The sequence below is a fragment of the Oceanococcus atlanticus genome (assembly GCF_002088235.1).
Classification (GTDB): Bacteria; Pseudomonadota; Gammaproteobacteria; order Nevskiales; family Oceanococcaceae; genus Oceanococcus; species Oceanococcus atlanticus.
Genome location: NZ_AQQV01000006.1, coordinates 38,980 through 62,574, shown reverse-complemented (window position 1 = coordinate 62,574; position 23,595 = coordinate 38,980). Strand labels below are relative to the sequence as shown.

The 23,595-nt window shown below is 62.9% G+C and carries 24 protein-coding genes and 2 tRNA genes; 13 read left to right on the top strand and 13 right to left on the bottom strand.

The features are described from left to right. Positions 1-105: 105 nt before the first annotated feature. From ATO7_RS16465 to ATO7_RS16425, 9 genes are all read right to left on the bottom strand, one after another. Positions 106-182, bottom strand: a tRNA-Met gene (locus tag ATO7_RS16465). A 69-nt stretch (positions 183-251) separates the two neighbouring features. Then, positions 252-1,343, bottom strand: coding sequence for a redox-regulated ATPase YchF (ychF, locus tag ATO7_RS16460; protein ID WP_083563511.1), 1,092 nt, complete (start codon positions 1,341-1,343; stop codon positions 252-254). Positions 1,344-1,363: 20 nt separating this feature from the next. Continuing rightward, positions 1,364-1,942, bottom strand: coding sequence for an aminoacyl-tRNA hydrolase (gene pth, locus ATO7_RS16455; protein WP_083563510.1), 579 nt, complete (start codon positions 1,940-1,942; stop codon positions 1,364-1,366). Positions 1,943-1,948: 6 nt separating this feature from the next. Then, positions 1,949-2,584 (bottom strand): 50S ribosomal protein L25/general stress protein Ctc, encoded by a 636-nt coding sequence (locus tag ATO7_RS16450; RefSeq protein ID WP_083563509.1) that lies wholly within the window; start codon positions 2,582-2,584, stop codon positions 1,949-1,951. 144 nt (positions 2,585-2,728) lie between these two features. After that, complete coding sequence (locus tag ATO7_RS16445; RefSeq protein ID WP_083563508.1) at positions 2,729-3,694, bottom strand: ribose-phosphate diphosphokinase; 966 nt, start codon at positions 3,692-3,694, stop codon at positions 2,729-2,731. Positions 3,695-3,718: 24 nt separating this feature from the next. Then, positions 3,719-3,793, bottom strand: a tRNA-Gln gene (locus ATO7_RS16440). Then, positions 3,784-4,671: a 4-(cytidine 5'-diphospho)-2-C-methyl-D-erythritol kinase gene (gene ispE, locus ATO7_RS16435; RefSeq protein WP_407938474.1), complete on the bottom strand. Its 888-nt coding sequence runs from the start codon at positions 4,669-4,671 to the stop codon at positions 3,784-3,786. The genes ATO7_RS16440 and ispE overlap by 10 nt, the downstream gene beginning before the upstream one ends. Next, positions 4,665-5,249 carry a lipoprotein insertase outer membrane protein LolB gene (gene lolB, locus ATO7_RS16430; protein ID WP_083563507.1) on the bottom strand — a complete coding sequence of 195 codons (585 nt, stop codon included), beginning with the start codon at positions 5,247-5,249 and terminating at the stop codon, positions 4,665-4,667. The genes ispE and lolB overlap by 7 nt, the downstream gene beginning before the upstream one ends. A 3-nt stretch (positions 5,250-5,252) precedes the next feature. Beyond that, positions 5,253-6,977, bottom strand: coding sequence for a tetratricopeptide repeat protein (locus tag ATO7_RS16425; protein WP_083563506.1), 1,725 nt, complete (start codon positions 6,975-6,977; stop codon positions 5,253-5,255). A 216-nt stretch (positions 6,978-7,193) separates the two neighbouring features. Here ATO7_RS16425 and hemA point away from each other — a divergent pair, with 216 nt between their 5' ends. The 6 genes from hemA to ATO7_RS16395 are packed head-to-tail and all read left to right on the top strand — an operon-like array spanning position 7,194 to position 13,193. Next, positions 7,194-8,447: a glutamyl-tRNA reductase gene (gene hemA / locus ATO7_RS16420; RefSeq protein WP_158523254.1), complete on the top strand. Its 1,254-nt coding sequence runs from the start codon at positions 7,194-7,196 to the stop codon at positions 8,445-8,447. Continuing rightward, positions 8,444-9,526, top strand: a complete 1,083-nt coding sequence (gene prfA / locus ATO7_RS16415; RefSeq protein ID WP_083563504.1) for a peptide chain release factor 1 — start codon at positions 8,444-8,446, stop codon at positions 9,524-9,526. The genes hemA and prfA overlap by 4 nt, the downstream gene beginning before the upstream one ends. Then, a complete protein-coding gene (gene prmC, locus ATO7_RS16410) occupies positions 9,519-10,352 on the top strand; it encodes a peptide chain release factor N(5)-glutamine methyltransferase (RefSeq protein ID WP_083563503.1) in 834 nt (277 codons plus the stop codon). Before prfA ends, prmC begins: the two co-directional genes overlap by 8 nt. Beyond that, positions 10,349-11,074, top strand: coding sequence for a HesA/MoeB/ThiF family protein (locus ATO7_RS16405; RefSeq protein WP_240499507.1), 726 nt, complete (start codon positions 10,349-10,351; stop codon positions 11,072-11,074). The genes prmC and ATO7_RS16405 overlap by 4 nt, the downstream gene beginning before the upstream one ends. Further along, entirely contained in the window at positions 11,074-11,490 is a 417-nt protein-coding gene (locus tag ATO7_RS16400) for a Mov34/MPN/PAD-1 family protein (protein WP_158523253.1), read from the top strand. Before ATO7_RS16405 ends, ATO7_RS16400 begins: the two co-directional genes overlap by 1 nt. An 8-nt stretch (positions 11,491-11,498) precedes the next feature. Continuing rightward, a complete protein-coding gene (locus ATO7_RS16395) occupies positions 11,499-13,193 on the top strand; it encodes a proline--tRNA ligase (protein WP_083563500.1) in 1,695 nt (564 codons plus the stop codon). Between the two features lie 62 nt (positions 13,194-13,255). Here the strand turns inward: ATO7_RS16395 and ATO7_RS16390 are convergent, their stop codons facing one another. After that, entirely contained in the window at positions 13,256-13,936 is a 681-nt protein-coding gene (locus ATO7_RS16390; RefSeq protein WP_158523252.1) for a LysM peptidoglycan-binding domain-containing protein, read from the bottom strand. Between the two features lie 77 nt (positions 13,937-14,013). Between ATO7_RS16390 and ATO7_RS16385 the strand changes: the two genes are divergently transcribed. The 7 genes from ATO7_RS16385 to ATO7_RS16355 are packed head-to-tail and all read left to right on the top strand — an operon-like array spanning position 14,014 to position 20,622. Beyond that, positions 14,014-15,843, top strand: a complete 1,830-nt coding sequence (locus ATO7_RS16385; protein WP_083563498.1) for an ABC transporter substrate-binding protein — start codon at positions 14,014-14,016, stop codon at positions 15,841-15,843. A 4-nt stretch (positions 15,844-15,847) separates the two neighbouring features. Next, entirely contained in the window at positions 15,848-16,795 is a 948-nt protein-coding gene (locus ATO7_RS16380) for an ABC transporter permease (RefSeq protein ID WP_083563497.1), read from the top strand. Then, positions 16,792-17,646: an ABC transporter permease gene (locus ATO7_RS16375; protein WP_083563496.1), complete on the top strand. Its 855-nt coding sequence runs from the start codon at positions 16,792-16,794 to the stop codon at positions 17,644-17,646. The genes ATO7_RS16380 and ATO7_RS16375 overlap by 4 nt, the downstream gene beginning before the upstream one ends. Position 17,647: 1 nt before the next feature. After that, a complete protein-coding gene (locus ATO7_RS17155; protein WP_083563495.1) occupies positions 17,648-18,637 on the top strand; it encodes an ABC transporter ATP-binding protein in 990 nt (329 codons plus the stop codon). Continuing rightward, positions 18,637-19,644: an ABC transporter ATP-binding protein gene (locus tag ATO7_RS17150; RefSeq protein ID WP_083563494.1), complete on the top strand. Its 1,008-nt coding sequence runs from the start codon at positions 18,637-18,639 to the stop codon at positions 19,642-19,644. Before ATO7_RS17155 ends, ATO7_RS17150 begins: the two co-directional genes overlap by 1 nt. After that, on the top strand, positions 19,641-20,243 hold the full coding sequence (wrbA, locus tag ATO7_RS16360; RefSeq protein WP_083563493.1) for an NAD(P)H:quinone oxidoreductase: 603 nt from the start codon (positions 19,641-19,643) through the stop codon (positions 20,241-20,243). Before ATO7_RS17150 ends, wrbA begins: the two co-directional genes overlap by 4 nt. A 28-nt stretch (positions 20,244-20,271) precedes the next feature. Continuing rightward, entirely contained in the window at positions 20,272-20,622 is a 351-nt protein-coding gene (locus ATO7_RS16355; protein ID WP_158523251.1) for a DUF2069 domain-containing protein, read from the top strand. On the opposite strand, the gene ATO7_RS16350 is transcribed toward ATO7_RS16355, so the two are convergent. From ATO7_RS16350 to ATO7_RS16340, 3 genes are read right to left on the bottom strand one after another with little or no spacing between them, the layout of a single operon-like run. Next, on the bottom strand, positions 20,581-21,282 hold the full coding sequence (locus tag ATO7_RS16350) for an HdaA/DnaA family protein (RefSeq protein WP_083563491.1): 702 nt from the start codon (positions 21,280-21,282) through the stop codon (positions 20,581-20,583). The two genes, ATO7_RS16355 and ATO7_RS16350, sit on opposite strands and share 42 nt — an antisense overlap. Then, entirely contained in the window at positions 21,279-22,406 is a 1,128-nt protein-coding gene (locus ATO7_RS16345; protein WP_083563490.1) for an AI-2E family transporter, read from the bottom strand. The genes ATO7_RS16350 and ATO7_RS16345 overlap by 4 nt, the downstream gene beginning before the upstream one ends. Continuing rightward, a complete protein-coding gene (locus tag ATO7_RS16340; protein WP_083563489.1) occupies positions 22,406-23,566 on the bottom strand; it encodes a DUF2066 domain-containing protein in 1,161 nt (386 codons plus the stop codon). The genes ATO7_RS16345 and ATO7_RS16340 overlap by 1 nt, the downstream gene beginning before the upstream one ends. Positions 23,567-23,595: the final 29 nt, after the last annotated feature.

The window sequence follows — 23,595 nt, the reverse complement described above, 5'->3', positions numbered from 1 at the left end:
GCTCGCTCAAGCGAAGCTGCGCAAGCGCCGGAACCCTTATCGGCACCGGCGCGGCGCAGCCATATTCGAAGCGTCGGCCAGGCTGCGCAAACTTACAGAAAGAAATGGTAGCGACGGGCAGACTTGAACTGCCGACCTTGCGATTATGAGTCGCACGCTCTAACCAGCTGAGCTACGTCGCCACAGGTGCATCGTTTCGGCACTGCCGAAGGGGCCGCGATTTTACGGAAAATCGCGACCGACGTCTACGCCTAGACGTTGAAGCGGAAATGCATCACGTCGCCTTCGACCAGATGGTAGTCCTTACCCTCCAGTCGCCACTTGCCTGCTTCCTTGGCGCCCGACTCACCGCCACAGGCGATGAAGTCATCATAGGCAACCACTTCGGCGCGGATAAAGCCTTTCTCGAAGTCGGTGTGAATCACCCCGGCCGCCTGCGGGGCGGTGGCGCCGTTCTTGACCGTCCAGGCGCGCACTTCCTTCACCCCAGCGGTGAAGTACGTCTGCAAACCGAGCAGGCGGTAGGCCGCACGAATAAGCCGGTCCAGCCCCGGCTCCTGTAAACCCAGGTCGGCCAGAAACTCCTGCTGCTCATCGTCTTCCAGCTGCGCCAGCTCAGCCTCAATGGCAGCACACACCGGGACCACTTCGGCGTTGTCTTCGGCGGCAATGGCACGCACTTCATCCAGCGCGGCATTGTTCTCGAAACCATCCTCCGGCACATTGGCGATGTACAGCACCGGCTTGGCCGTGAGCAGATTAAGATCACGCAAACTGGCCCACTGCTCGGCGCTCAGACCGGCCTGACGCGCCGGACGCCCTTCGTCCAGGTGCGCAAGCAGCGCCTCCAGCACCTCCAGCCGTGCACGCGCCACCTTGTCGCCACTCTTGGCCACTTTCTGTGTGCGATCCCGATTGCGGGTTACCACATCCAGATCGGACAGAATCAGTTCGGTGTCGATGGTTTCGATATCGCGGCGCGGGCCGATGCTGCCAGAGACGTGAACGATGTCATCGTCCTCAAAGCAGCGCACCACGTGGGCAATCGCGTGGACTTCACGGATGTGTCCGAGAAACTGGTTGCCCAGCCCCTCGCCCTTGGACGCCCCAGCCACCAGCCCGGCAATATCGACGAACTCCATGGTGGTCGGCAGGATTTTCTGCGGCTTGACGATGTCCGCCAGCGCCTTAAGGCGCGGGTCCGGCACATTGACCACACCCACGTTCGGGTCGATGGTGCAGAACGGATAGTTCTCGGCGGCAATGCCGGCCTTGGTCAAAGCATTGAACAGTGTCGATTTACCGACGTTGGGCAAACCCACGATGCCGCACTGAATGGCCATGCGCGTATGTTCCTAGATCATCAATTTGAAGAATGCAGTCGATTGACAGCGTAATCCCAGCCTCGCTCAAGCCAGTCGTCGATCGCCCGGCAACCGGCATACACGGCATTGTCCAAAGCCTGCGCATCTGCCTTGCCTGGCGCTGACAGCACATAGCCCAGGACCTGCTCGCGGTCACCGGGATGCCCCACACCGATACGCAGGCGCGCGAACTCGCGACCGATGCAACGGATGGTGTCCTTGAGCCCATTGTGCCCGCCCGGCCCACCGCCACGCTTGAGTCGCGCGGTACCGGCCGGTAAATCCAGCTCATCGTGCACGAGCAGGATCTGCTCGGGTTGCAGCTTGTAAAAATCCATCAGCGCACGCACCGCCCGGCCGCTGACATTCATAAATGTCATGGGCATAAGCAGATGAACGGCCTGATTGCGGATACTGACCTGAGCATGCAGCCCGTGCAGACGGCTGACCGACTTGGCGCTGGCGTGGCTTTCACGCAACAGCTGCTCAATTAGCCAAAACCCGGCGTTATGCCGGGTTTTGGTGTACTTCTCGCCAGGATTTCCCAGCCCGACAATGGCCTTGAGTTCGGCCGTCATCGGGAATTAATCCTCGGCGCTGTCTTCGCCAGCTTCGCCTTCAGCCTCGTCCTCGTCGGTTTCCACAGCTGCGCGCGGCAGGTGGGCGACGGCAACGCCAGCATCATCACCACCGTGCTCGAGCACGGCCAGCTTGACGCCCTTGGGCAGCTTGATGTCGGACAGGTGGACCGTGTGGTCAATTTCCAACGCAGCCAGATCAACCTCGATGAACTCCGGCAGATCTTTGGGCAGGACCAGGATTTCGACTTCAGTGGCCAGATGCTCGACCACACCACCCTGCTTACCAGCCGGTGAGGCACCTTCGTTGATGAAGTGCAGCGGCACATTCATACGCAGTTCCTGACCGGCGACCACGCGCTGGAAATCGGCGTGCAGAATCTGTGCTTTGGCCGGATGGCGCTGCAGATCCTTGAGCACCGCCTGGTCTTCGCCAGCAGCGTGCTTGATGGTCAGAATGTGCGAGAAAAACGCTTCATGCAGCAGGTGGTGGTTCAGCTCGTTGGCATCAACCTGCAGGTTCAGCGGTTCGCCCTTGCCACCGTAAAGGATGGCCGGGACCTTACCCTCACGACGCAGGCGGCGGCTCGCACCCTTCCCTTGCGCTGTACGGGCTTCAGCGTTAACGATGAAATCTTCCATTTTCGTATTCCCTAGAGACGATAAACCCGTCAGCTCGCGACCAAGCATGACGGGCATGAATACACCCGACGAGCGGGTGCGAATCCACCATTTTACCGAATGGCGCGCAGCAACGGCAATATGCGCAGCCGATTCAGTGAAAAATCAGTCGACGTAGAGCGAGCTGACCGACTCTTCGTTGCTCACGCGGCGGATGGTTTCCGCCAGCAACGCGGCCGTGTCCAGGCTGCGAATCTTGCTGCAGCCGCGTGCCGCCTCATTGAGCGGAATGGTGTCGGTCACCACCAGCTCGTCCAACACCGAACCGGAGATGTTTTCGATCGCCGGGCCGGACAGCACGGCATGCGTCACATAGGCCACAACTTTGGCCGCGCCATGATCCTTGAGAGCCTGAGCAGCCTGGCACAGGGTGCCGGCGGTATCGACAAGGTCATCAATCATCACGCAGGTCTTGCCCTGCACATCACCGATGATGTTCATCACCTGAGCCACATTGGCTTTGGGGCGACGCTTGTCAATGATCGCCAGATCGGCGTCATCCAGACGCTTGGCCAGCGCCCGTGCACGCACCACGCCACCAACGTCCGGTGACACTACAATCAGGTTATCGTGCTTCTGTCGCCACAGATCAGAGAGCAGCACCGGTGAGGCATAGACGTTGTCGACCGGCACCTGGAAGAAGCCCTGAATCTGTTCGGCATGCAGATCCACCGTGAGCACGCGATTGGCGCCCGCAGCACAGACCATATCGGCGACCAGCTTGGCGGTGATCGGCACACGCGTGGAACGGGTGCGACGATCTTGTCGGGCATAGCCGAAATACGGAATCACGGCGGTGATGCGACCCGCTGAAGCGCGACGCAATGCATCCATCATGGCCAGCAGCTCCATCAGGTTGTCATTGGTCGGCGCACAGGTCGACTGGATCACGAAGACATCGCGACCACGCACGTTCTCTTCGATCTCGACCATGACCTCGCCGTCACTGAAACGTCCGACACTGGCCTTGCCCAAGGACTGATTGAGCTGTTTGGCGATGGACTTGGCGAGTTCCGGGCAGGCGTTGCCCGCGAACAGCATCAGGGAAGGTGTGTCAGTCAATTCCGTCATGGCGGCGCGATGAAGTGGCAAATATGGCTGGGGTGGTAGGATTCGAACCTACGGTACACGGGATCAAAACCCGCTGCCTTACCGCTTGGCTACACCCCAGTTCTCAACCCGTACGCCATTGCCTGCAATGGCGACTGATTCAGTCCCTGCGCTACGAAGACGTGCCAATCACGCGGCATTTGCGAGGCAATGTGCAAAGCCTGATCACGCGATTCGCACGGCAGGAATACACTCGCCCCGGTGCCGCTCATCCGCGCCGCCCCGAACCGGGACAGGCTGTCATGCGCACGGCGCACCGCCGGGTATCGGCTTGCCACCACCGGCCAGCAGTCATTGCCGACAGGTACCGTGTGCGCAAGCAAGTCGGAAATTGTCAGCGGCGGGGTATCTCTTGTCAATTCCGGCGCCGCGAAGATCTCGCCTGTCGGCACATGACAATCCGGTGTAACCACGCAATACCAAGGCTCTGGCAACGCCAGCGCTGTCAAATCTTCACCCACGCCTTGCGCAAACGCGCTGCGCCCGCGCACGAAAACCGGAACATCCGCCCCCAAGCCCAGGCCCATCCGGGCCAAGCTGTCCTCGTCGAGACCGACACCCCACAGCGCATTGAGCGCAACCAGACAGGTTGCTGCATCACTGCTGCCACCGCCCAGCCCTCCGCCCATGGGTATGCGCTTGATGCAGTGGATATCGACACCGCGCGGCCGGGTCATGTGGGCTTGAACAAGACGTGCGGCGCGGACACACAGATTGTCTTCTGCGGCCACGCCATCCAGCGCATCGTGGAGCACAATTTGCTCGTCATCGCGCAGCACGAAATCCAGTTCGTCGCCGTAATCCAGAATCTGGAACAGGGTCTGCAGATTGTGACGCCCGTCGGCGCGGCGCCCCAGCACATGCAGAAACAAATTCAGCTTGGCGGGTGCTGGCCAGCGTGACTGCGCACCCAGCCCGGCCTGCGGCGCGCTCAAAATGCCCACGAAGAGACGTCGAGCTGCAGAAACCACGGCAGGTGTTCCATGCGCACCGATTGCGGCATGGACAAACCATCAACCGTTTCGTAGTCAGCCAGTTGTATGACCCAGGCGCTCTGGCGAATCACGCGGATATGCCCGGCGACATCACGCTCCAGCTGAGCGGGTTCATGCGGCGCAGGCAGCCCACGCACCCACCAACCAAGCGCCGCCAGCGGCACGACCATGCCGGTACGTTGGTAGATGTCCAGCTCCGGGTTATCACTCACCTCAAGCTCGTCGCCATCATCAATGGTGACCTGATCCGGGGAGCCGACGATCCGCACGCCGCCGAAGCCGAACGGGCCGCGCAGCAGCAGATCAAAATTTTGCTCCGACTGCCGCCAGCGCAGACTGGCGCGCTGATCAGGCGTGGTCAGACGGGCTTTAAGCGTCCATTGCGATAACGCCGCGCGGCCGCGCTCGGCCTCGGCCGCTGCGCTGGTTTGTGGCGCTGGCGATGGCATCACACTGCAGCCACTTAAGCCAAGCAGCACAATCAGCAAGGCGCCACAGTGCTGCCGGATTTTTCGTTCCATTGCTTAAAGCGCGGTATCCAGGCGCCGGACAGTTTCGCGCAGCACGCGATGGGTGGGATTTTCAATAAGCGCTTCATTCCAGACATGCCGGGCGCGCTCATGCTCGCCCTGTAGCCACAGCACCTCACCAAAGTGTGCGGCCACCTCCGGATCCTTGAGCTGCCCCCAGGCGCGCTCCAGATAAACCCGAGCCTGCTCAATATCACCCTGACGGAACAGCACCCAGCCGAGTGAATCGATCACCGCCGGATCATCCGGGGTCAAGGCCAAGGCGCGACGAATCAGCGTTTCCGCCTCGGCAAAACTGTCGCCGTGGTTGGTCAGCATGTAGCCCAGCGCATTCAAGGCACGCGCATCATCCGGCGCCTCGGCCACGATGGTCCGCAGATCGGCTTCGGCCGCGGAGACATCGCCCATGCGCTCGTAAACAATGGCCCGACCGTAGAGCAGATCATGATCTTCCGGGTACTGAGCCAGGCCCTGCTGATACACCACCAGCGCCTCATCATCTTGATTGGCGCGAAACAGCAACTCGCCTTCGATCTGCCACAGGCGCAACTCTTGCTGCGGGAAGCGCAGGCGCAGCGTCTCCAGATAGGAGCGCGCCGCCTCCATGTTGCCCTGGCGACTGATAATCACAGCCTGGCGAACCGCTGCATCAATCACCCTGCGACCATCACGAACTTCGCGGTAAAACTGCATGGCGCGCAGAATGTCGCCGCGCTCCTCGGCAATGCGACCGAGGTAATACGAGGTATCGGACAATCGCTCGCCGCGATTCTGCAGGCGGGTAAAGCGCTTTTCTGCAGCTTCGTAGTTGCCCAGATCCATCTCGATCAAGCCCAGGGCGTACAGGGCCGCTGCATTGTCGGCATCGATCTTGAGCGCATTGGTGAATTCACGCCGCGCCATATCGATCTGCTCAAACTCAAGCAGCAGGGATCCCAACGACAGCCGCAACTCTAGGTTCTTGGGGTCCGCCACATGCATATCGCGAATGAGCTGCTCAGCAGCGCTCAGATTTTCGGCCTGCAGCTGCAAACGCAATCCCAGCAGCTGCGCCGGACGCCACTCGGGACGCAAGGCCAGCGCGTCGGCCACCGCAGCGCGGGCTGCATCCTGTTCATCCACCCGGTATGCCAGCAGCCCGCGGGCATAGGCATGCGCTGCACTCAGGGCTTGACCGGCGGTAACCTGGTCGAACAAGCCGAGCGCCTGCTGTGAGGCCTCGGGCTCCAGCGACAAGATCTCGGCCACGCTGACCAGCGCCGCCTGCTCGTCACTCTCATCCAGACTCAGCATCTGACGCAGCAGGTGCACCGCACGTTGGTGGTCCGAAGCGCGCAGCGCAAGGCGCGCGGCGATTTCATAAGCACCGGAGTTTTCCGCATCCAGCTCAACCCAACGGGCTGCGGCCAGATCAGCCAGATCAGCATTTTCAGCCTGCAAAGCCAGCTGGGTGGCGCGTTGCGCTGTCAGCGGATCGGCGCTCAACGCCGCCGCACGGGCATAGTGCTCGGCGGCTTCATCGCGCATGCCTCGCTGGGCCGCAAGCTCACCGGCCAGCACGGCAGCGCCAAGTTCAACATCCGGATTTTCGGCTGAGGCTTGCCACAGGCGGTCGAATTCGGTTTCCAGCGGCGCTTCAACCGGCTGCGACGCGCAGCCCAGCAATCCCAGCGCCAGCCCCAAGGCAGGAATAATCGGTTTGATGATGGTCAACTTCATTGCTGTGGGTGTCACCCGAATCCTGGTCCGCGGGATGTCATTGGTGGCGCGGCTTTTGCTAATTCCTACATGGACACGCGCGATAAGCGCTTGTTCCAAAACCGGGCATCACGGAAAATATCGTATTGCGCGCATTATCCACAATCCATCCCGGCCCATGATGCTATCCATCGCCGGGCCCAGCCACGCGGCCACCTTCGCTTTTCGCGGAGCGTAATGTCCTTGTTCGCGCTGGGCCTCAACTACCACTCCGCGCCGCTGACGCTGCGTGAGCGAGTGGCCATCGCCACCGAGGCCCTGCCACAGGCCCTTTCGGAAATCCGCGCCGTGCCCGGCATTTCTGAAGCCGCCATCCTGTCGACCTGTAACCGCACAGAGATCTTCACCGTCGGCGGCGCTGGCCCGCGGATCAGCTCATGGCTGAGCGAACGTGGCCGCATTTCGCCCCAGGAACTCGACCCACATCTGTTCAGCTACGACGAACAACGCGCGGTACGACATGCCCTGCGGGTAGCCTCGGGACTGGACTCAATGATTCTTGGCGAGCCGCAGATTCTGGGCCAGATGAAAGATGCATTTCGCATAGCGCGCGAGCACAACACGCTCGGGCCGGTGCTGACGCGCCTGTTCGAACACGCTTTTCATGTCGCCAAGGATGTACGCACGCGCACTGAAATCGGCGCCCGCTCGGTCTCAGTGGCCTCGGCCGCGGCCAGCCTGACCGGTGAAATCTTCGCCAATCTGAAAGGCCGCGACGTCCTCGTCATCGGTGCCGGCGACACCGCCCGGCTGGTCACCGAGCATCTGTATGCCATGGGCCAGCCGCGCATCACCGTAGCCAACCGCACGCCGGAGCGCGCACGCGCGCTGGCCGAGCAATTTCGCGGTGTCAGCTGCGGCCTGGACGGCATTACGGCCCAGCTGCCTCATGCCGACCTCATCGTCACCACGGTGGCCACAGAACAGCGTCTGATCGACCACGCCATGGTCAAAGCCGCGTTTGCCCAACGCAAACGCAAAGCGGTGCTGATGATCGACCTGGGCGTGCCGCGCAACATCAGCCCGGATGTCAGCAACAACCCGGATGTCTACCTGTACACCGTGGATGATCTGCAAGCGGTGGCCGACGAAAACCGCCGCGCCCGCGAGGCGGCCGCCGACTCGGCGCGCGACATCATCGAGTCCGGAACCCGTGAATTCATCGACTGGATGGCCCAGCGCGCCAATCACGATGCCATCCGCCGCCTGCGCACCCAGACCGCTGAAATGGCCAAGCTGCAGCTTGAGCAGGCCCGCGCCCAACTGCGCAGGGGCGGCGACCCCGATCAGGTGCTCGAACGCCTGACCCACAATCTGACCCAGCAGTTTCTGCACCGTCCCAGCCTGAGCCTGCGCGAGCTCAAGGGCGACAAGCGCGACACCCAGCTCAAACTGCTTAACGACCTGTTCCAGCTCGACGACAAAGAATGAATCCTTCGCTGATACGCCGCCTTGAAGACCTGCAAAGCCGCTTCGAGGAACTTGGCATGGAACTGTCCGACCCCGAAGTCATCGGCAACCAGGACAAGTTTCGCAAGTTCTCACAGGAGTACGCCCAGCTTGAGCCGGTGATCGAAACCTTCAAGGGTTTTCGTGCCGGCGAGGATGAGCGCGCCAACCTCAAAGCCATGCTCAAGGAAGACGACGCCGAAATCCGCGAGATGGCCGAAGCCGAACTGGAAAGCCTGAGCGTTGCACAGGAGGAGCGCGAGCAGGCCTTGCAGGTGCATTTGCTGCCTCGCGACCCGGCCGACGACAACAACATCTTTCTGGAAATCCGTGCCGGCACCGGTGGTGATGAAGCCGCCATTTTCGCCGGCAACCTGTTCGGCATGTACGAGCGCTACGCAGCGAGCCAGAACTGGCAGATCGAGGTGCTGTCCGCCAGCGAAGGCGAACACGGTGGTTACAAGGAAATCATCAGCCGCGTGGTTGGCCACGGCGCCTACTCCAGACTCAAGTTCGAATCGGGCGCGCATCGCGTGCAACGTGTGCCGGAAACCGAATCACAAGGCCGCATCCATACCTCGGCCTGCACCGTGGCCATCCTGCCGGAGATGGACGAGGTCGACGCGGTCGACATCGAAAACAAGGATCTGCGCATCGACACCTACCGCGCATCCGGCGCCGGCGGCCAGCATGTCAACAAGACCGACTCGGCGGTGCGCATCACGCACATCCCCAGCGGCATCGTGGTCGAGTGCCAGGACGAACGTTCGCAGCACAAGAACAGAGCCCGCGCCATGTCGCTGCTGGCCGCGCGCATGCTCGACATACAGCGCACCCAGCAAGCCTCTGAGCAAGCGGCCACGCGTAAGGCCCTGGTGGGCTCCGGCGACCGCTCCGAGCGCATTCGCACCTACAACTTCCCGCAGGGCCGGGTGACCGATCACCGCATCAACCTCACCCTGTACAAGCTCGACGCCATTATTGCCGGCGATCTGGACCCGCTGATCCAGCCGCTGATCGCCGAGCATCAGGCCGCGCAACTGGCCGAGCTGGGTGTCTGAAACCATCCGTCAAACCTTAGCGCGCGCCAGCGCTGCACTGGCCGAGGTTTCCGACAGCGCCCGCCTGGATGCCGAGCTGCTGCTGTGCCAGACCCTCAACTGCACACGCAGCCGCCTGTTCAGCCACGCCGATGACACGCTCAACGCAGCGCAGGCGACACAGTTCGAGGCCCTGCTTGCGCGCCGCAAGCATGGCGAACCGGTGGCCTACCTGCTCGGCCACCAGGAATTCTGGTCACTCAGACTGGCGGTTTCAGATGCTTGTCTGGTGCCTCGCGCCGACACCGAATGCTTGGTGGATTGGGCCCTGAGCCTGCCGGGTGATGCGCTGCAGGTGCTTGATCTGGGCACTGGCAGTGGCGCCATCGCCATCGCGCTGGCCAGCGAAAGACCGGGCTGGCGCGTAAGCGCCAGCGACGCCAGCGCCGCAGCGCTGCACATCGCCCAACGCAACGCGCAAACTCACAAGGTCGCGGTGAACTTCGCGCACGGCAGCTGGTTTGAGCCGCTGGCCGGCCAGCGCTTTGACCTGATTGTCAGCAACCCGCCCTACATTGCCGAGGGCGATGCCCATCTGGCCGATTTGCACCACGAACCACAATCCGCGCTGACCTCCGGGGCCGACGGCCTGGATGCGGTCCGGCATATCGCCAGCCACGCCCCGGCACACCTGCATGCGGGCGCCCATATGGCGCTGGAACATGGCTATGATCAAGCCCAGCGGGTGCGCGAGATCCTGTCCGCACAAGGTTTTCAGACGATCACCACAGCTCAGGATCTGGCCGGCCGCGACCGCTACACCCACGCCCAATGGAAAGGCGCATGAGCCGCTACAGCCGCCAGGAAATCCTCACCGAAATCGGCCCGCACGGTCAGGGCATGCTCGGCGATGCCCATGTCGCCGTCATCGGCCTGGGCGGCCTCGGCTCCGCAGCGGCGCTGTATCTGGCGGGCGCCGGTATCGGCCAGCTCAGCCTGGTCGATGGCGACCGGGTGGAGCTGTCCAACCTGCAACGTCAGATCGTGCACAACGAGGCACGCATCGGTGAAAACAAGGCTCGCTCGGCGGCCCAGCAACTTGGCGCGCTGAACAGCAGCACGCAAATCGAGGTCATCGAACAGCGCGCGGATGATGCCGCGCTCAGCGCGCTTGCCAGCACCTGCGATGTGCTGCTCGATTGCAGCGACAACTTCCCCACCCGGCACGCCATCAACCGCGCCTGTGTCAGCCAGCGCACGGCACTGGTCAGCGGTGCCGCCATCCGCTGGGAAGGCCAGCTCATGGTGCTGCAACCCGGACGAGCGGGCGCACCCTGTTACGCCTGCGTGTTTCGTGGTGACGGCGAAGCCGCGGAATCCTGCGAACAGGCCGGCGTACTCGGCCCGCTGGTGGGCACGATCGGCAGCCTGCAGGCCCTGGAAACCATCAAGCTGCTGACCGGCCAGGCCACCAGCGGCGTGCTGCACACATTCGACGCGCGCACCACAAATTGGCGAAAATGGACGGTTCCGGCCGATCCGGCCTGCCCTGTGTGTCAAAACCACTGATGTCCGAACCCGCCATCACGCTGAGCCGCGAGCTCGCGATGCAACTGCTCAAGCACGCCCAGACCTCACCGCAAGCGCGCGTTTGCGGTCTGGTGCTGGGCACCGATGCGCAAGCGCGCGAAATTGTTCATCTGCGCAACCAGGCTGAAAGCCCGGAACTGCACCATGCGATTGATGCCCAGGAATTCGCTCGTGCGGTCAGCAGCGCGCAGACGCGCGGCCTGCAACCGCTGGCGGTTTATCACAGCCACCCGGACTCGCCACCGATGCCGGATGACGACGATCGCGCGGCCAGCCCGGACAGCACGCTCAGGCTGCTGGTCATCTCGCTCAACATCAAAGGCGTGCTGGAAATGCGTGCCTTCACTCCCGCGCAGGATCAACTGCGCGAAACTCCCGTCCAGATTTTTCTTTAGAACTCATCATGCGCCTGTCTCAATTCCCTGTCGTCACCAGCAAGGAAACCCCGGCTGATGCCGAGATTGTCAGCCACCAGCTGATGCTGCGCGCCGGCATGATCCGGCGCCTTGCAGCCGGTCTTTACACCTGGACACCGCTGGGCCTGAAAACCCTGCGCAAGGTCGAGGCCATCGTGCGCGAGGAAATGAACCGCGCCGGTGCCGTGGAACTGCTGATGCCCAGCGTGCACCCGGCCGAGCTGTGGCAGGAATCGGGTCGCTGGGATGTGATGGGCGCGGAGATGCTGCGCCTGACCGACCGTCATGAGCGCGATTACTGCTACGGCCCGACCCACGAGGAAGTGATCACCTCGCTGGTGCGTCAGGACGTCAAAAGCTACAAGCAGCTGCCGGTCAACTATTACCAGATTCAGACCAAGTTCCGCGATGAAATCCGTCCCCGTTTCGGGGTCATGCGGGCGCGCGAGTTCCTCATGAAGGACGCTTACTCGTTCAATATGGATGAAGCCTCGCTGGCCGAAACCTATGCTGGTATGCGTGCCGCCTACAGCCGCATCTTCGAACGCGTGGGCGTGGAATTCCGCATCGTGCAGGCCGACTCCGGCAACATCGGCGGCAAGCAATCCGAGGAGTTTCACGTGCTCGCCGGCAGTGGCGAGGACCTGCTGGCAGTGTCCGATTCGGGCGATTACGCGGCCAACGTCGAGGCCGCAGTGTGCCAGCCCCTGCGCAGTGCGCGCGGCGAAGCCAGCCAGGCCATGAGCACGCTGGCCACGCCGGATCAGCGCAGCATAGAAGCTGTCGCCAGCCTGCTGGATGTGGCAGCGGCACAGTGCCTCAAGACCATGATCGTGAAGAACGACGCCGGCGAGCTGTTCGCGCTGTGCCTGCAGGGCGATCACAATCTCAATCTGCTCAAGGCGGAAAAGATTCTGGGCGGCTGCACCCTGGCCAGTGACGACGAAATTCGCGCTGCAACCGGCTGTGCGCCAGGTTCACTCGGCCCGGTCGGGCTTAAGTTGCCGGTCATCGCCGACGCCGATGCCGCCACCCTGGCCGACTTCGTATGCGGCGCCAACCGTGACGGCGAACACCTGCAGGGCGTCAACTGGGGTCGGGATCTGGCCGAACCGCGGGTCGAGGACCTGCGCGAGGTGTGCCCCGGCGACACCGCGCCAGACGGCGGCAAGTTGGCCTTCGTGCGTGGCATCGAGGTTGGTCACATCTTCCAGCTGGGACGCAAGTACACCGAGGCGATGAAGGCCACCGTGCTCGACGCCAACGGCAAGGATGCCGTGCCCTACATGGGCTGCTACGGCATCGGGGTTTCTCGCGTGGTTGCCGCGGCGATCGAACAGCGCCACGACGACGCTGGCATCGTCTGGCCTCAGGCCATTGCACCGTTTGAAGTGCTGCTCAACCCGATCAATCCCAAGAAATCGGAAAAGCTTGAACAGGAAATCGCGCAGATTTATGACGCATTGCTCAGCGCCGGTTTCGATGTGCTGTGGGACGATCGCGGTCTGCGCCCGGGCCAGATGTTTGGCGACGCCGAACTGATCGGCATCCCGCATCGGGTGGTGCTGTCGGAGCGGGGCCTTGAAGCCGGCGAGATCGAATACAAAGCCCGCGCCGGCGGAGATGCCGAAAAACTGCCGTGGTCGGTCGAGGCGCTGATCGAACGCCTGCAGCAAGGCTGAGCGCGTATCACAGCGCGGCCTGATTCGACGGCGGGATGCCTGCCGTTCGAGCCACCGTGCTCCTAATGAAGGCCCTCAACGGCAGCAAAAATCTCGTCCAGTCGGGGGTGTAGCGGATAACGCAGGCGCCAACCCGGTTGCAGCGGCGGATTACGGAACAACAAGCCCTTGTTGGCTGACTTCAGCAATGGCCACAAATTGGGGTTGTCGTAAACCGCACGCTGCGCGGCGATAGACGCCAGGGTGTCTCCGGACCGCACCGTCACCCAGGCGTGAGCCGCCCACAACTCACGCACCAGTGCACGGCCCTGGAAATAGGCTGATTTGAATGCGCTTTCATGCACCGCAAAATCAAGCGCGCGCAAGCGATCGTACTGGTCGCTGTTGAGGCGCGCAAACTGCTTGGCCTGGCTGTGATAGCGCAAAGCCTGCATACGGTAATAAGCCGCACTTTCGCGCAATACCTCGGCACGCAAGACATCAAGACGCTGCTGGGCCTGAGACGCATAGCCCTGCGCAGCCAAGGACTCTACCGTCAGCACGCGCTGCTGCCAGGCCATATGGCGTGGCCCACGCACCGGAAACTCCATGATCTCCAGTTCTACCCCCGCCAGCCCTCGAATCAGCTGCGGGCTGGGTGGTGGCGGGGACAGACTGACCAACCGCACGGGCGCCGGCTCGGGCGCTTTGGCAAGCGGCTTGCTTGGCAGCCCAGCGCACGCCGACAGCGCCACAATTCCCATCAGGAGCGCAGTCCGGGGGAACCACTTGCTATGCTGTTGCGTCATTAGTCTTTTGCCGAACACCGGATTGGGGAGTCATGCGAAATCACGCCGTCACCTACCTTGCCACATTGCTCGTTGCGCTGGGCCTTGGCGCTTGCAGCAAAGGCTCGGACCAACCAGCGACCAATGCTGACGGCGAAGCCATCAAAGTGTATCGGCACTCCATGGACGGTGCACCCACCAATCTGGATCCGCTGCATTCGGCCACTGTTTACGCCAATTTCCTGGTTCTGAACACCTATGACACGCTCTACAGTTATAAGTATCTGACGCGTCCGTATGCACTGAAACCCAATCTTGCCGCGGCCATGCCCGAAATTTCGGACGACGGCCTGAGCTACACCATCCGCATCAAACCCGGCGTGCGCTTCGTGGATGACCCCGCCTTCGAAAATGGCCAGGGCCGCGAACTGGTGGCCGCCGATGTGGCCTACTCACTGAAACGCCACTTCGATCCATCCAACCGCTCGCAGGGCTCGTGGTTGTGGGCTGGACGTATCAAGGGCCTAGACCAGTGGGGCCAGGATGGTGCGGATTACAATGAGGACGTTGAAGGCCTCGAGGTGGTGGATGACCACACGCTGGCGATTCATCTAACCAAACCCTACCCGCAGCTGACCTACACCCTGGCCATGGGCTTTGCCGGCGTAGTGCCGCATGAAGCTGTGGACAAATACGGCCGCGAGCTGTCGATTCGCCCGGTCGGTTCCGGCCCGTTCCGCATGGCCAAGTTCGATACCGCCAAAGCCGTGCTGGAAGCCAACCCGCATTTTCGCCAGGAGCCCATCGACCTGGCCGCCGAAGGTTTCGACCCGGCAATCCACGGTGGCCTCGGACTGGAAGCCATTGAAGGCCGCAGCCCGCCCTTCATCGACCGCCTGGAAATCGATTTCATCCTGGAAACCGCCGCGCGCTGGAATTCCTTCACCAAGGGCAACGAAATCCAGTTCACCAGCGTGCCGGTGGAGCAGACCGACACCGTGCTGGACAGCCGCGATCCGATCAAGCTGAAACCGGACTGGACTGAGCGCTACCATTCGACAACCGGGGTTGAAGCCGGCTTCGTGTTCACCAGCCTGAACATGGACAAACCTTACCTCGGCCACAACGATGATCCGCAGCAAGACGCGCGCAACCGTGAATTGCGCTGCGCCATGCGCGATGCCATGGACTGGAGCGCCCGCAACAACCGCTTCTATTCCGGTATCGGCGTGGTCTTCCCGGGCATCGTGCCGCCGGCGGCCAGCGACCTGCACAGCAAACTGCCGCAGGACTCGATCAGCCGCAATCTTGAGCGGGCCCGCACGCGCCTGGAAAAAGCCGGCTGGACACAAGACAACCTGCCCACGCTGGAATATGGCTTTCAGAACTCGGTAACCAGCCGCCAGCTGTTCGAGCAGTTCCGTGGCTTCATGGCCGACATCGGTTATCCGTCGTCCAAGATCAAACCGGTCAGCTTCGCCACCTTCGGCGACTACAACAAAGCCATCAAAACCAGCCAGCTGGACGTGATCCCGATGGGCTGGGGGCTGGATTACCCGGATTCGGAAAACACCCTGCAGCTGTTCTACGGCCCCAACCACACGCCGGGCTCGAACAACTCGAACTACAACAATCCGGCCTTTGACGCCCTGTTCGAAAAAACCGCGGTGATGCAGCCCGGTCCGGAGCGCGAAAAGCTCTATCTGGACATGAGTCAGATGGTGCTAGACGACTGCGTGACCATCAGCGGCTTGTCGCGCAATCGCATCTATCTGTGGCACAAAGACGTGATCGGCCTGCCCAACCGCGAGATTCTGGGCGGATTCTGGCTGCGCTACGTCGACATCAAGAACGCCGACGAACAGACCGCGCCAGCGTCCTGAAACCGTGCTGCAGTACACCCTGAAGAAGCTCCTCGCGGGGCTGCCGCTGATTCTTGGCGTGACCTTCATCAGTTTCGTGCTGATGGTTTACTTCGGTCCGGACAAAACCTACGAGCTGGCCGGCAAGAACCCGACTGAGGAGCAGATCGCCCAGATCCGGGCCGATCTGGGCTACGACCAACCCTTCTTCAAGCGCTACACCACCTATGTCATCGAGCTGGCCACGCTGAATTTCGGTCACTCTGATTCCACCGGCGAACGGGTCACCCGACTGCTTGGCCGCACCATCCCGATCTCGCTGGCCCTGACCCTGCCCGGCTTCGTGCTTGGCAACGTCATCGGCATCTTGCTCGCCTTGCTGGCCGCCTACTATCGCAGCACCTGGATCGACAAAAGCATCATGACGTTTGCTGTGGTCGGCATGAGCGTGAGTTTTCTGATCATCATCATCGGCTTCCAGGTCATGTTTTCCTCGGCCTACGGCCTCAACATGTTTCCGGTGCGCGGCTGGTCGATGGACACCCTCGGCGAATACCTCTACTACGTGACCGTGCCAACCCTGGCCATCGTGTTTGTTTCGCTGGGCTACAACACGCGCTTCTACCGCGCCGTCATCGTCGAGGAGCTGGGCAAGGACCACATCCGCACCGCACGCGCCTACGGCGCCTCGGCACGCAGCATTCTGCTCAAGCGGGTGCTCAAGAACAGCATGATTCCGATCATCACGCGCATCATGTTCTCGATCCCGCTGGTGGTGATCTCCGGTTCACTGCTGATCGAAAGCTATTTCGGCATTCCCGGTGTCGGCAAGGTCACCTATGACGCCATCACCACCGGCGATCAGCCGGTGCTCAAGGCGGTTGTCGGCGCCACGGCGGTGCTGTTCGTGGTCGTCCTGATCGTCACCGATGTGCTCTACCGTCTGTTTGATCCCCGGGTGGAACTGAAATGAGTGCCGGCGAATCCTTCTGGTCGAAAGCCTGGCGCAAGTTCCTGGGCGATCGTTTTGGCCTGGCCTCGGCCGGTATCGTGCTGGGTTATTTCGTCATCGCCCTGGGCGTATGGCTGGATCTGTGGGGCCAGCAGTGGAGCACACTGACCAGCGGCAGCAATCTGCCGATGTCCAGCGCACACTGGTTCGGCACCAATCTGTCAGGCCAGGATATTTTCGACCGGGCCATTTACAGCACCAAAACCGCGTTCGAGATCGGCCTCTCGGTGGCTGTACTGAGCACCATATTGGGGGCCATCCTGGGCGCCATTTCGGGCTTTTTCGCCGGGCGCTGGAGTGACGAGGTCATCCTGTGGCTGATGGGCACCCTGGACTCGATCCCCTTCTACCTGTTCGTGGCGGCCGTGGCGTTCGCCCTGCAGGGCCATCCGCTGGCCATGCACGCGGCCATGATTGCGACCTTCTGGACCACCACCGCCCGGGTGGTGCGTGGCGAGGTCATGAAGCTCAAGGAGCTGGAATTCATCGAGGCTGCGCGCGCCATCGGCGTGCCCCAGCACCTGATCATTTTCCGCCACATCCTGCCCAACACCTCGCATCTGCTGCTGGTCCAGGCCACCATCGTGTTCGTCTCCGCGATCAAGTCCGAAGTCATCCTGTCGTTTCTCGGTCTTGGCGTGCAGGACGGCGTGAGCTGGGGCCTGATGATTGCCGAAAGCACCCAGGAGGTCATCGTCGGTCAATTCAAGAACTTCTTCGCCGCCTCGGGCATGCTGTTTGTTCTGGTCATGGCGTTCAATCTGTTTTCCGACGCGTTGCAGGACGCGCTGGATCCGAAGAAGGTTCACTAACATGAGCGAACCACTGCTCAAGGTCCGTGACCTGCAAGTCGAATTTCACACCGACAAGGGTGTGGCGCGCGCGCTCGACGGCATCAGCTTTGACGTCATGCCGGGGGAAACCCTGGGCATCGTCGGCGAGTCCGGTTGCGGCAAGTCCGTCACCTCGCTGGCCATACTGGGCCTGATCCCGTCACCGCCGGGGCGTATCGTTGGCGGGCAGATTCTGTTCCAGGGCCAGGATTTGCTCAGCCTGTCCGAACGCGAGATGCGCAAGGTCCGCGGCCGCGACATCGCGATGATCTTCCAGGAACCGATGACCGCCCTGGACCCGGTCTTCACCATCGCCACGCAGATGGGTGAAGTGCTGCGCCGGCACCAGGGCCTGACCCGCAAGCAGGCCCGCCAAAGTGCCATCGACTGGCTGGCCCGGGTGGGCATTCCCAGCCCGGAGCGGCGTATCGATGATTACCCGCACCAGCTGTCCGGCGGCATGCGCCAGCGCGTGATGATCGCCATGGCGCTGTCGTGCGAGCCCAAGCTGATCATCGCCGACGAACCGACCACCGCGCTGGATGTGACCATTCAGGCCCAGGTGCTGGAGCAGATCGTCAAGCTGTCCCAGGATCTGGGCACCGCGATGATGCTGATCACCCATGACCTGGGCGTGGTGGCGCAAACCTGTCATCGCGCCTGCGTCATGTATTGCGGCAAGCTGATCGAGCAATCGGCCACCGGGCCGCTGTTTGCAGCACCCGCCCACCCTTACACGGCCGGCCTGCTGGCTTCGGTGCCGCGTATCCGCACGCAGCGCCTGGACAGCCTGCCGACGATTGCCGGCACGGTTCCCGATCTTCTGCACCTGCCGCGCGGCTGCCGCTTTGTCGAGCGCTGCGGTCAGGCCATCGACCTCTGCCACAGCGCTCACCCGCCGCTGCAGGGGGACGAGCACAGCGGCCACGAGCTGGCCTGCTACAACCCGGTTCAAGGGGAGGTCCGCTGATGCTCAAGGTCACCAGACTGAGCAAGCATTTCCACATCGGCGGCAACCTGCTGGGGCGCGGCAAAAGCACCCTGCGGGCGGTTCACGATGTCAGCTTCGAGGTGGCCGCCGGGCAGACGCTGGGACTGGTCGGCGAGTCCGGCTGCGGCAAATCCACCCTGGGCCGCGCCGTGCTGCGCCTGCATGAACCGACCAGTGGCACGGTGGAGCTGGATGGCCGCCCGGTCACCGGCATCGACGCCAAGGCCCTGCATGCGCGACGCCGCGAAATGCAGATCATCTTCCAGGACCCTTACGCCTCGCTTAATCCGCGCCGCACCATTCTGGACACGCTGATGGAGCCGCTCGACCTGCACAACATCGGCGCGCCATCGGAGCGCCGTGCCCGGGTCGAAAAACTGATCGAGATTGTCGGCCTGCGCAAACAGGCGTTGTCGCGCTACCCGCACGAATTTTCCGGCGGCCAGCGCCAGCGCATCGGCATTGCCCGCGCCCTGACCCTGCAGCCCAAATTCATCGTCGCGGACGAAGCCGTATCGGCGCTGGATGTCTCGGTTCAGGCTCAGGTGCTGAACCTGATCCGCGAGTTGCAGGATGAGTTCGGCATCGCATTTCTGTTCATCTCCCATGACCTCGCGGTGGTGCAGCACATCTCACATCAGGTGGGTGTGATGTACCTGGGCCAGATGGTCGAACTGGCCGAAGCCGAAACCCTGTTTGCCCAGCCCAGACATCCGTATACGCGCGCTCTGATGTCGGCTGTGCCGGTGCCGGACCCGCACACTGAAAGTCAGCGCATCGTGCTCAGCGGCGATGTGCCCAGCCCGCTGTCGCCACCATCAGGCTGCCCGTTCCACACGCGCTGCCCGGACGCCATGCCACGCTGCAAAGAGCAGGAGCCTGACAATCACAACTGCGGCACGCCCGAGCAGGCGCATTGGGTGCGTTGTCATTTGTACGCCCCCGAACAGGTTGGCCTGCACAACACCCAGGATGCCCGCGCATGAGCACAAGGATTCTGGTGCTGTACTACAGCCATCATGGCGCGACCGCTGCCATGGCCCGGCAGATCGGTCGAGGCGTTGGTGAGGCTGGCGGCGAAACCCTGCTGCGAACCGTGCCCAAAGTGGCCGCAGAAACACGCGTGGCCAGCCCGGACATCCCGGACGATGGCCCGGTTTACGCCAGCGCTGAAGACCTGTCAGCCTGCGACGGCATCATCATCGGCAGCCCTACACGCTTCGGCAACATGGCGGCGCCACTCAAATACTTTCTTGATGGCACCGCCGCGCAGTGGATGAACGGCGCGCTCAAGGACAAGCCTGCCGCGGTCTTCACCTCGTCCTCCAGCCTGCACGGCGGTCAGGAATCGACCTTGCTGAGCATGAGTCTGCCGCTGCTCCACCACGGCTGCGTGCTGGTCGGTCTGCCCTACAGCGAGCCCAGCCTGAGCAGCACCCGAACCGGCGGCACGCCTTACGGCGCCAGCCATGTCAGTTTCGGTGACAACGCCGCGCCCCTGAGCGATGACGAAGCCGTGCTGTGCCGGGCACTCGGCCGGCGCGTGTGCACCCTCGCCGCGCGGCTCAAGGGCAGCCACGTATAATGCCGGCCCGCCCGATCCCGAGCCTGGCATGACGCCGCGTTTCTTTCGTTTCCTGGCCGCCGCTGCGGCCAGCGCTTTCATGCTGGTGTTTCTGCTCTGGCCCACGGTGCTGGCTCCCAGCCGCATGGCCACGGTGATCATGGGGCTGTTCAGCATTCCGGGCCTGCTGGCCCTGCCCGGTCTTTTTCGTGGCAAGACCTACACCCACGCCTGGGGCACGCTGGCCGCAACCTGCTACATCGCCTATTGCGCGATGGAGGCCTACGTCAATCTGGACAGCCGCCTGCCCGCCCTGATCTGCATGGTGCTGGGCGCGGTGTGGTTCGTGGCCAGCAATTTATTCGTGCGTGGCCAGCGGGTCCAGAATCTCTCGCAGTAACGGCACGGTGAGCTGACGCCCGTCAGCCACGGCGCGGTCGTAGGCCGCATCCAGCGCGCCTGCCAGGGCCCTGGGATCTCGCGGCAAACGGCGCAACAGAAAATCCCCCAGTCGCGGAGACCAGTGCACACCAAGGCGCTGCGCCCGGTGTGCCAGCATGGCCGACAGACCGGCTTCGTCCGGAAGTTTCAATTCCAGCATGGCGCCCCACTGCAGACGCGAACGCAGATCCGGGGTCTGCAGATCAAGCTGATCCGGCCATACCCGGCTGCACACCAGCAGTTTGCCGCCGGCCGCACGGACGCGGTCGACCAGGCGCAGCAGGAGCAGTTCGTCCTCGGCCCGCAACGCCTCGACCGCATCGACCACGATCAGACCGCTGGCCGCGAAGCTGTCGAGCATGGCGGCATCCAGCGGCGCTTCGCGCAGGGGCAGATACGCAGCCTGACGCCCCGCCTCCCAGCGCCGCCGGCAACTGGCCTGAGCAAGGTGACTCTTGCCACTGGCGCGCGGGCCGATCAGCAGTTGCAAACCTTCTTCGTCGTCGACCGCAAAATGGCGCAGCGTGGTTGCGATGCGCGCATTGGGTCCGGGCCAGAAGCTGTCAAAGTCCGAACTGCCCGGACGCTCCAGGCGTAAAAGCTGCTGGCTGGCGCTCATGCGCGGGTGTCGTCGGACTCAGGCGCCGCATCATCGTGCAGGGAAAAATCAGGCAGCTCGGCATGTGCGTACCAGTCGCTCTGAAGCCAGTGCGCCCGCAGATGACGCACCAGCACGGCCAGTGACGCGGCCACCGGCAACGCCAGCATGACCCCGACAAAACCGAACAGCTGGCCACCGGCCATCACTGCGAAAATCACCGTCACCGGGTGCAGGCCAACCTTGTCGCCCACCAGCCAGGGCGTCAGCCACACGCTTTCCAGGAACTGTCCCAGGCCGAACACTACGGCAACGCCGACCAGCGGCAACAATTCCTGTGTCTGGATGAGCATGGCCACACCGGCACTGACGATCCCGACAATAGGCCCCAGATAAGGGATGAAGCTGACAACCCCCGCGCCAAAACCGATCAGCAACGCCAGATCAAGGCCGATCAGCCACAGCCCCAGGGCATACAAGCTGCCCAGCGAAATCATCACCATCAGCTGACCGGTGATGAAGGCGCCGAGCACGTCGTCAACTTCGCGCGCCAGCTCGCTGATCTTGGGCTCCGCCCGGCGCGGCAACAGATTGCGAATCTCATCGACCAGCAGATCCCAGTCGCGCAGCAGGTAGAAGGTCACTACCGGCACCATGAACAGATTGATCGCCAGCCCCAGCATGGCGCCGCCCGAGCGGGTCAGCGGCCCGACCCACTGCGACAGCAGATCGCCGGCCTTGGACCAATGCTCGGTGATCATCTTCTTGATCGATTCGACATCCAGATGCGCCCCTTCGGGCAGCACGATGCCGACACGCGGCGCCGCATCCTGTTGCAGCCACAGCATGAACTCGGGGATGCGCTGGACCATCTCGGCGACCTGCTCATAGAGCAAGGGCAGCAGAATCAGCACCATGCCCAGACCAAGACCGCCGAACAGGGCGAAGACCAGGCACACGCCTGCGGTGCGCGACAGTTTCCAGGCTTCCAGACGATCGACGATGGGATCGCCCAGATAAGCCAGGGCAGCGCCGAGCACGAACGGCAGCAGAATCGGCGACAGCAGATGCAGCATCCACAGCAAGCCCAGCACGCCGCCAAGCAGCAATGCAGGTCTGGCCCATGGATGCGACAACATGCTCATCACTGCGCGTAGCGGTAGCGCAACTCGCGACGCTGCGAGACGGCGTAGAAACTCAGCCCTGAGCCGCCGCTTGCAGGATCACCCGCTGCGGGTTGGGCATCCTGGCCGAGCAGGGTTCCGGCCGCCGCTGCGGCTTCCTCGCGCAGAAAGCCAGCCACCGCCAGGCTGCGCTGCAGATCGCTGACCTCTCCTTCGAAATCGACCAGGAACACCACCTCGTCACCCATCAGTTCACGCGGTTGCACGGTCTCGATCAGGCTGGTGGTCTCGAGCAAATTGAGGACCCGGGCATAGTCGGCCAGCGCATTCAGACCGACCACACGCAGGCGCGCACTCTGCACCCAACCTGCCGCAACCCGGGTGACATAGCGACTGGCCAGCTCGTCGGCATACTCGTCAAAGCCCGAAGCCAGTGCCACGTTCGGCTCATCGCCCACCGTGCGCCAGCGACGCGGCTCCTGGTCCGGCTGCAGGAACGACCACAAGGCATACCACAGCCCGTCGCGGCTCTCGATGCGCACCAGCAACATGTGGCGGGTCTGGTAGCGCAACGCCGCTTGCGCGAGCCGCTCGTAATCCTCGCCGATGATGTCGAAACTGCTCACCGCCGCCTGGTCCTGTTCGTCCATCAGCGGATAGACCAGGGGCAGGCCGCGGCGCCGGGCCGCTTCAACCAGTCCCGGCAGACGTTCTTCGATGCGCTCGCGCCCGTAGACATGGCGCGGCCCCTGATCGGTCGGGCCGACCACCCAGGTCATGGTGGTGGGGCGCCGATCGTCCCACAACGGCAAGCCGGCCTGCTTGGCCGCCTGAACCAGCGCCGTGGGATCGAAATCCACGATCAGGCGCTGCCGGGTTTCGCGCTCGCCCGGGCGCAACTCAACATTGTCCTCGGCATACCGATAGCTGCGCACATAGCGCGGCGCGTTGCTCAGCAAGGCCTCGGAGGCGGCATTCAAGCTCACCGACACATCGCCGGTCATGCGCGCCAGCACATCGCCCAGCGCCGCGCGGGTGGCCGCATCGCGGGCCTCGCTGCTGCGGCTGTCCACCGGCGAACTGCCCTGATAGAAACCGGCCGGGCGCGCCACACCCGCGGCGTGGGCCTGCGGCAGGAGCAGCAGCACAAGCAGAATCAGGCTGTGACGCAATAAAACCATCGGGCTTGTCGGTCAGATGAAAACGCCAA

Coding starts and splice junctions, on each gene's coding strand:
- ATO7_RS16390 (WP_158523252.1), bottom strand. CDS start 13,936: ATGGGAATTGTGGCGCTGTCGGCGTGCGCTGGGCTGCCAAGCAAGCCG.
- ATO7_RS16375 (WP_083563496.1), top strand. CDS start 16,792: ATGAGTGCCGGCGAATCCTTCTGGTCGAAAGCCTGGCGCAAGTTCCTG.
- ATO7_RS16385 (WP_083563498.1), top strand. CDS start 14,014: ATGCGAAATCACGCCGTCACCTACCTTGCCACATTGCTCGTTGCGCTG.
- ATO7_RS16395 (WP_083563500.1), top strand. CDS start 11,499: ATGCGCCTGTCTCAATTCCCTGTCGTCACCAGCAAGGAAACCCCGGCT.
- ATO7_RS16340 (WP_083563489.1), bottom strand. CDS start 23,566: ATGGTTTTATTGCGTCACAGCCTGATTCTGCTTGTGCTGCTGCTCCTG.
- pth (WP_083563510.1), bottom strand. CDS start 1,942: ATGACGGCCGAACTCAAGGCCATTGTCGGGCTGGGAAATCCTGGCGAG.
- hemA (WP_158523254.1), top strand. CDS start 7,194: ATGTCCTTGTTCGCGCTGGGCCTCAACTACCACTCCGCGCCGCTGACG.
- ATO7_RS16345 (WP_083563490.1), bottom strand. CDS start 22,406: ATGAGCATGTTGTCGCATCCATGGGCCAGACCTGCATTGCTGCTTGGC.
- ATO7_RS16425 (WP_083563506.1), bottom strand. CDS start 6,977: ATGAAGTTGACCATCATCAAACCGATTATTCCTGCCTTGGGGCTGGCG.
- ATO7_RS17155 (WP_083563495.1), top strand. CDS start 17,648: ATGAGCGAACCACTGCTCAAGGTCCGTGACCTGCAAGTCGAATTTCAC.
- ATO7_RS16350 (WP_083563491.1), bottom strand. CDS start 21,282: ATGAGCGCCAGCCAGCAGCTTTTACGCCTGGAGCGTCCGGGCAGTTCG.
- ATO7_RS16450 (WP_083563509.1), bottom strand. CDS start 2,584: ATGGAAGATTTCATCGTTAACGCTGAAGCCCGTACAGCGCAAGGGAAG.
- ATO7_RS16355 (WP_158523251.1), top strand. CDS start 20,272: ATGACGCCGCGTTTCTTTCGTTTCCTGGCCGCCGCTGCGGCCAGCGCT.
- lolB (WP_083563507.1), bottom strand. CDS start 5,249: ATGGAACGAAAAATCCGGCAGCACTGTGGCGCCTTGCTGATTGTGCTG.
- ATO7_RS16445 (WP_083563508.1), bottom strand. CDS start 3,694: ATGACGGAATTGACTGACACACCTTCCCTGATGCTGTTCGCGGGCAAC.
- prfA (WP_083563504.1), top strand. CDS start 8,444: ATGAATCCTTCGCTGATACGCCGCCTTGAAGACCTGCAAAGCCGCTTC.
- ATO7_RS16405 (WP_240499507.1), top strand. CDS start 10,349: ATGAGCCGCTACAGCCGCCAGGAAATCCTCACCGAAATCGGCCCGCAC.
- wrbA (WP_083563493.1), top strand. CDS start 19,641: ATGAGCACAAGGATTCTGGTGCTGTACTACAGCCATCATGGCGCGACC.
- ATO7_RS16400 (WP_158523253.1), top strand. CDS start 11,074: ATGTCCGAACCCGCCATCACGCTGAGCCGCGAGCTCGCGATGCAACTG.
- ychF (WP_083563511.1), bottom strand. CDS start 1,343: ATGGCCATTCAGTGCGGCATCGTGGGTTTGCCCAACGTCGGTAAATCG.
- ATO7_RS17150 (WP_083563494.1), top strand. CDS start 18,637: ATGCTCAAGGTCACCAGACTGAGCAAGCATTTCCACATCGGCGGCAAC.